This is a genomic window from Tychonema sp. LEGE 07196 (assembly GCF_963890365.1).
In the GTDB taxonomy this organism is placed as follows: domain Bacteria; phylum Cyanobacteriota; class Cyanobacteriia; order Cyanobacteriales; family Microcoleaceae; genus Microcoleus.
In genome coordinates this window covers 1-7,317 of record NZ_CAWPRX010000129.1, presented here as the reverse complement: position 1 = coordinate 7,317, position 7,317 = coordinate 1, and the positions used below count along the sequence as shown (strand labels likewise).

Here is a 7,317-nt window from a genome sequence, read left to right as displayed (position 1 = left end):
GGAAACCAGGAAGAGGGAAGCTGAGGCAATTTTGGCAGCTTCCGAGGAGCAAGTGGAAGCTAAACGGGAAGCGCTGGAAGCTATATATACCAATGACTTACAACCAGAAGCTTCCGCTACCATTTCCGAGTCTGATGCTAGTGATTTACAGCTTTGGTGGAAGGTGGAAGCGGCACAAGTTGAGGGGAAAACTGCAACCTGGATTATAGAAAACATCCTGGGCAAAAAGGGACGTAAATTCTCTGAAGGCAAAAAGCGGCTTGAGGAATTGCTCAAAAAATTTAGTACAGAAGGAGGGTGAAAACGTGGGCCGGGGGGGGGCAGCTCTTGTGGCCTCCCCTCCCCCGGCCGCGACATTTAGAGTTTAAGGCGCCGCAGGCAACCGGGTCTGAGTAATACCCGGTATAACCTAAAGTAAAAGTAAAAAATATAATACTTAGGAGGGATGCTAAGAAAAGGTTTCACAGATTTTTGATTTTGTAATTTATAGGAGTAAAAATTTGATTACGAAACGTAAACATGGTGGAAATAGGCTTGGGGCGGGGCGTCCCCATAAGTGGCATGGAGGAGCAACAAAGCTGGTACGCATTCCCATTAGTTATGTTGCTCAAATTCTTCGAGTAGTGGAATATATGGACTGCAATGAAGGTCGGCTTCCCACTCATATTGCTTTTCATACTGAGGGAGAAGATTTTGTTTTGCCGGGTTACGACGCTTCTGCTGAACTGCCTTATCCTGATTCCAACCGTTTCTATAAACGGCGTCAAAGCAGTATTTTTGGTGAAAATTTTCACAAGTAGGGTGTCAGATGCGATCGCACTGACCCTAAAATCAGATATCTGTTGTAAATATTTGGTGGAGTCCGACTTCTGGGCAACCAGGATTAATCCGGTAGGCAACCCATGAGATGTCTTGAGCAAGAAAAGAGTAGGCAGTTTTGTTACAGTCTCTGACTGATGAATCTGGGAATTCTCTCAAGGTAGGTTGTAGGGAAGGCGGGGTGTAGGCAGTACCCGGTAAGCAGGTGGCACCGTGAGGTCACAGCGAGCAGCAAGCAACACACCGAATCATAGATTAAGCTGGACACTCATTTTGCACGCATGGGAAAGACTGGCTTTTACTCATCCTTCTTCTGATGAGCGAAGGCAGGTTCCCTTTGTGCCTAATTTTTAAAAATTTCAATGTAAAGCCAAAAACTGCTGTGTAATTGGAACCACTCAGCAGCTTTTGGAACTCCGGCCCGGAGGGGCCATGAATAATAACTCAAATGAATAATAGCGCAGATAACGGACAAACCACAAGCCGTGCACTTCTTCGTGCATCCAAAACCAGTCCTTGCCCCCACTGTGGCAAACCAGACTGGTGCTACTTCATCGGCGAGCTTTCAGTATGTAACCGCGAACAGCCACCCGCTACGGGCTGGGAAGCGACATCGAAAGCCGATAAGGATGGCAAAACTTACTACGCTCCTATCCAACAAAAAAAAGCTATTCGCCCGCGTGGCACTCGTGACTGGTATTATCCGGCCCGTGACGGCTCCCCCCTCGTCCGCGTTGTCCGGTTTGATGACGGTAAGGGTACTAAGGCTAATTGGACTCAAATGAGTTGGGGTAAGTGCAAGAGTTCGCGACAGATGGGCTGGATAGGAGGTACTGAAGGGATAGCGCGTGAGAATATCCCCATTTACCGCTACGCCGATGTCAGAAAAGCGATCGCAAATAACGAGCTTATTTTCATCGTTGAGGGGGAATCCTGCGCCGATATACTTTGGGGTTTGGGTTTGGTCGCTACCTGCAACATTGGTGGTTCTAGTAAGTGGCGAAACACTGACACAAGCGATTTAGAGGGCGCGACAGTCGTTATTGTCCCCGATCGCGATAAACCAGGAATCAAACACGCTGAGCTATTGCATCAAGAATTCCCCGGCGCGCTGTGGCTTTATCCTTTCCCTGAATCTAAAGCCTGGGAAAACCTACCCGAAAGCAAAGGGCTAGATATTGCCGACTGGGTGGAACATCACAAGCTAACTGCTGAGGATATCAAAGCGGCGATCGGAGACAAGAAAACTTTTGAAACTCCCCGGCAGGCGCAAAAAGTTGTTACTCATTCAAAATTTGAAGCCCCCAACCTCTCTGACCTCGCGGTCAAAATTGATGAACTGCTCGACTCCGACTTGAGAAGGTCGCAGCTTCAACTTAAATTTTCAGAGCTGGCTCAGACCTACCGAATTACTCCGGCAGAAGTTCAGAAAATTTATCGTACTCGCGAGCAAGAGCTAGAACAAGAATTGGAGCAAGAAGACACAGCAGCCGAAGTTGCCCGCCTGCTCTCTGCCCAAAAATCACAGATTGAATTATCCGAAATTCTCCCCCCTGGGCTAGCGGCACCCATTGAAAAACTAGCGGTAAAACTCAACCTAAAAACTGAGTGCTATCTAGCTGCGCTCCTCACCCAAGTTTCAAGCTTGTTCAAGGTCGGCTCAGAAGTTTTGCTCCGGCGCGATACTGATTACCGCTGCACTCCCAACTATTTCGCCGGCATCGTTGCTGAGTCATCCCAAAAAAAGTCTCCCATCATGCGGGCAATGATAGACCGACCGATGCAATCACTACGGGATAAGGCTCGGAAGGAATATCAGAAAGCCCTCGCAGACTATGAGGAAGAATACAGGCAGTGGAAGACAGCCAAAGGGGAAAACAAGGGATTACCACCTAAAGAACCTCGACCCAGGCTCTACTCGTTTTCTAAGTCCACAGGCGAAGGCATTTTGTACCAAGTTGCTGAGTTCCCCGACCAAGCCTTAATGTATCGCTGCGATGAACTTGCCAGCCTGTTTAAGTCGGCGAACCAATATCGAGGGGGTAAGGGGAGTGATGATGAGGACTTGCTCGAATTCTGGAACGGCACAGGTAGCACAGTTCTGCGAGCAACGGGTACTAAAGCAGATTTAGACGGGCTGTTGCTGAGTGTTTTTGGCACCATCCAGCCCGATATTTTGGCCGCTTTGCTTAAAGATTGCAGTGACGCTAATGGGAAATTTGCCCGCTTTGACTTCGTTTTTCAGCCGTTGGCTGCATCTAAGCTCTCAGAAGAGGATAGTGGCGGTTTTGATATCACGCCGATGCTCGCAGCGCTTTACCTCAAAATAGACTCTTTGCCTGCTTTAAAAATGGAGCTCAGCCCTGACGCTAAAAGGCTTTTCACCGCTTTCTACAACGCAATGGAAGACAGGCGGTTTGCAGAACCAAAACAAGGTATCCGCGCAATGGTTGGCAAAATGCCTGAAAAAGTCGGCAAGATGGCCGCTATCATCTACGCCCTCACCTGCGCTTTCAACGGTGTGGAGGTTAGCTGCTCAATTCCTAAAACTGCGGTGGAAGCGGCGATAAAGTTTGTCAAATTCAGCTCTGACCAAATTGCTAGCCTCTATGCTGAATTTTCCGATCGCCAAGCCCTGGCTCCAAGTTTGGCAAAAGTTGTTTTGCTGGCAGAGCGGAAAGGGGGGACGATTTCAGGACGGGACATCAGTAAAGCTTTTGATTCAAAACATCGACCAACAGGGCAACAAATACGGGAGTGGCTGGAAGAATTAGTCGTGATGAAGTATGGGGAGGTTACAACTAAAGGACGCAATATTTCATTTACTATCTCTCCCCACTCCCCATTATCCCCATTAGCCTCTAATCAAGTCACAGAGAGCGTTAAAGATATCCCCAATAACAATTTACCTTATCCCCATTCTCCCCATTCGGAACCATTAAATGGGGATAAATGGGGATACATTGGGGATAACCCTATCCCCACTCTTGAAGCCTTACCAGACAAGGGTTTAATTGACATTGGGGATAATGGGGATACAAAAACCCCCGCTGTTCAAAATTCACCATCGCTAATGATGAGCTGTACTACAAAAGTTAGTTCAGAAGATGCTGAAAAACTTTGCGATATTGCTTTGGTCTGGTGGCCCGAATACTACCCTGCCCAATTGCAAAACTTACTTACCCAGATGTACGGATGGAACGCTCCAGGAACTAAATACGATGTGGCTGTTATCGCTGACTGGTTGGAAAGCCAAGATGAGCTAGTTCGTGACCGCATTACTGAGCTTGTGCATCAGAAGACAGCATCCTTGACTTGATAAGAATGCGCTAGTGGGGGTGTGCCAATCGTCTGTGCCACTCCCTACCTAATGACTGTGCCAGTTTCTTTAAATTACTGTGCCAATAAAGACTCTAGGTTCTAAGTCAGGATATTTGACTATCCTGATGTAACTCCAATGGGTTTAGGCTTTAGGCTGGGAAATGTGGCTATCCCCGTCTAACTTCTAACGGGATTTTTCAAATTTCCGCTAGAAATCTAGCCCGGAGTGTACAAGCTTAATACGGAAATTTGAAAAATAGCCGTAATCCCGCCCGGAAGGGCATTAAACCGTTTATAGAAATGGTTGGTCTAAACCCCTTGACAACCATTTATGGAAATGGTTAGATAGAGATATCAACCATTTATGGAAACGGCAATGAGTAACAAAGCAAGAAACACGGCTGGTAAATTTGCACCTAAATCAGAAGCTCCCCGCAAGGTGCGATCGGTTAACCTCACCGATGACGCTTGGCAGTGGCTGGCTGCTACAGCAGAGAAAGCAGGGATGAGTCGCAACGATTATTTGGAAGCGCTAGCAGAAGGTAATCAGCCATTTATGGAAACGGCTAACACTGAGTCTTTGCCGATTATGGAAACGGTAAGCAGTGATAAGATTGAAACGATAGAACAGCCAGAGAGCGACGTTTTCCCGATTATGGAAACGGTTAGTCATGCTCTCACTACTCCAGAGGAAGCAAAAAAACACGCTCAAATCTATGGCTTCACTCCAGAAGAAGCCTTGGCCGACGCTCATTTTCAGATTAGTATGCTCGAATCAAATTATGACGAGCTTGAGGATAGGCATGAAGCGGCAAAGAGAGAGATTGCACAACTGCGATCACAACTTGAAACAGAACGCGCTGATCGGGGGGAAATTGAGGCTCAACTCTCTGACTTGAAACAAAATTCACCGTCTGCCCGTGATTTACCAGAAGCGGCTGATTTGCTCAATCGGTTAAAAGCTAAGCGTAAAAAGTCTACGGCTTCGCTTGCAGACATTGAGGCAATTTTAGAGATGATGGAGGAGTAAAGCCTTTGGGGAAATTAGGATTTTGTGCCCTGGACTGTCTGGGGCTTCTTTACAAAACTTTTAATTATTTGCTTGACAAGTCGATAGGAAGCTGCGATCGTAAGTTTAAGGAAGATTTGATATGCGCGGTTAACCCGGTGTACCACCACCTGATTAACTACGACTTCCCCAAACGTTTTATCCCAACGCTTGGAGCCTAATTATAATGCCACATCCAGACGATTGTCCTTGCGGGCGATCGCAACTCTTTACGTTTGAGTCAAGCGACAAAATTGTCATAGACGCCAAAACGTTTGCTCGAATTCTCTCGCTCGTTAATTTGAGTGTGGATGAGCTAACCAACGCCCGACACCGAGAAATTTTTTTGGAATGCCTGGACACGTATTTAATAGAATCTCCTGCTGAGTCTGAGCGAGACGATTCTTATATTTTTCGTGCCAGTTTACTTTTGGATGCTTACTACGAATACGTACCCGCGTGCCTCGCGTTTACCCATTCCCATTTGCAGGAAGCTTCTACCCTAATGCGCGAGGTCAAGTATGGCTAACCCTCTCGTTAGCTACCGTCGTATTGACCGACTCAAGGCGATCGCCTTTGATTGTGGGTTTACCAATGAAGACGCTCGGCAGTTCGGCAAGCTTTCAAAAACTTCTACGTGGGAAGCACTGCTCGAGCTGTACCTGGTTGATGGCCAGACACTAGACAACCTGCTAGACAAATCATTAGGCACTGTAGACGTTGTAGACAGTGCTGTAGACACGACATCTGACTTGCTTCGTGTAGACAGTTCTGCTGTAGACAGTGTAGACACTCTTGACTGGACTAACGACGGTTCATTTCCTGTGTGCGGTTTCAGCCGCCAAAATTCTACTAACTTTCTAGACTGGGTTGATTTCGGGCAACTTATCGCGCTCGTACTCGCATCGGCGGGAGTGTTTGTGCTGGCGATGTCCCTGTGGCGACAAATCAACCCTTTAAATCTTTTCCCTCCAGTCCGCGTAAACATTCAAATCGGAGCAAAATAATGGGAACCATGACCCGGCTATTTGGCGGCGATAGCTCAGAAGCTATTAGCAGCAAGAGCGAGGTACTCAGCAAAGCAACGGATGCAAGCGTAATAACACCTCTAAATCCTGGTAAATTCAGCAGTATCCGCTCTATTCCTGTACTTGATGCCCCCCGCTACTTCACCAAGGAGGAAGCTGATGCCCTGAAAGCTGAATCCAAACAGAAAACAGAGGACGCACGGCACACGAAAAAAGCCTACAAAGCGATGTCTGCCGTTGAGGTTGCCGATGCTAAAGTTCACAAGGCGCATCGAGGGTATGAGGTTGCAGTTGCCACCAACGAATTGACCAAGAAGCAAGCTGATTTCAAACTGGCTAAAAAGTTGCACGGGTTGCGACCAGGATATGCTCGACTAGGGGTAGGACTTGAAAAAGCTGAGAGCAAGGCTACAGAACGGATTGAAGCTATCAAGGCTAAACTTCTGGGAGGCTCGGCAGAATGATAAAAGCGATCGCACTCACCAACAACTTTGTGTTGACTGCGATTGCCTCCAGCTTCCTATGTTGGTTGGCATCGCTGCATCTCTCACTTCTGTATTTTGTGCAAGCACTTTTTGCGCTCAAGCTTATCATCAGCGCTACTGCGTGGGTAGTTGATGACGCTCTTGTAAGGTTGCTGAAAATCGACTTAATGGAATTGCGCTTCCGGCTGATAGTAAGTACAATTGCTGCCTTGGTCGGTGTGGGGGTGATGCTATGTCGCTTCTGAAAGTTTCAGTTCTGTCGGTTTCTGGCGTTTGCTTGTGGTTGGCTCCTCCGTTCGTTTTCTCGCGTAGAATCCCTCTGCACAATTTCATGCAAGGCATCGCCCTGGTGTCTGGTTTTGCCTGCTGCTTTGAAGCCCGTCGCTCTGCCCTGAAATTGGCGAAGATTGAGGAATTCGAGGCATTAAAGCAGGCGGCCATTGATAGCGATGTAGTCCACGAAATCAGTACCTCAGTCTATGTTAGTGAGGAAACCAGGAAGAGGGAAGCTGAGGCAATTTTGGCAGCTTCCGAGGAGCAAGTGGAAGCTAAACGGGAAGCGCTGGAAGCTATATATACCAATGACTTACAACCAGAAGCTTCCGCTACCATTTCC

The 7,317-nt window shown here is 47.5% G+C and carries 8 protein-coding genes and 1 pseudogene; all 9 read left to right on the top strand.

What is annotated here, in order from left to right; genetic code table 11:
* Nucleotides 1-301, top strand: a 301-nt coding sequence (locus AACV78_RS15445; protein WP_339383663.1) for a hypothetical protein, incomplete at its 5' end; no start/stop codon positions are given.
* A 199-nt stretch (nt 302-500) separates the two neighbouring features.
* Nucleotides 501-800, top strand: a complete 300-nt coding sequence (locus AACV78_RS15440) for a hypothetical protein (protein WP_194012869.1) — start codon at nt 501-503, stop codon at nt 798-800.
* Nucleotides 801-1,267: 467 nt separating this feature from the next.
* Complete coding sequence (locus tag AACV78_RS15435) at nt 1,268-4,138, top strand: DUF3987 domain-containing protein (RefSeq protein ID WP_194012862.1); 2,871 nt, start codon at nt 1,268-1,270, stop codon at nt 4,136-4,138.
* 378 nt (nt 4,139-4,516) lie between these two features.
* Nucleotides 4,517-5,170, top strand: a complete 654-nt coding sequence (locus tag AACV78_RS15430) for a hypothetical protein (protein ID WP_194012863.1) — start codon at nt 4,517-4,519, stop codon at nt 5,168-5,170.
* A gap of 205 nt (nt 5,171-5,375) precedes the next feature.
* A complete protein-coding gene (locus AACV78_RS15425; RefSeq protein ID WP_194012864.1) occupies nt 5,376-5,717 on the top strand; it encodes a hypothetical protein in 342 nt (113 codons plus the stop codon).
* Nucleotides 5,710-6,195 (top strand): hypothetical protein, encoded by a 486-nt coding sequence (locus AACV78_RS15420; RefSeq protein WP_194012865.1) that lies wholly within the window; start codon nt 5,710-5,712, stop codon nt 6,193-6,195. The genes AACV78_RS15425 and AACV78_RS15420 overlap by 8 nt, the downstream gene beginning before the upstream one ends.
* A complete protein-coding gene (locus AACV78_RS15415) occupies nt 6,195-6,680 on the top strand; it encodes a hypothetical protein (RefSeq protein WP_194012866.1) in 486 nt (161 codons plus the stop codon). Before AACV78_RS15420 ends, AACV78_RS15415 begins: the two co-directional genes overlap by 1 nt.
* On the top strand, nt 6,677-6,946 hold the full coding sequence (locus tag AACV78_RS15410) for a hypothetical protein (protein ID WP_194012867.1): 270 nt from the start codon (nt 6,677-6,679) through the stop codon (nt 6,944-6,946). The genes AACV78_RS15415 and AACV78_RS15410 overlap by 4 nt, the downstream gene beginning before the upstream one ends.
* A pseudogene (locus tag AACV78_RS15405) lies at nt 6,934-7,317 on the top strand (hypothetical protein); the annotation flags it as partial. The gene AACV78_RS15410 and the pseudogene AACV78_RS15405, both read left to right, overlap by 13 nt.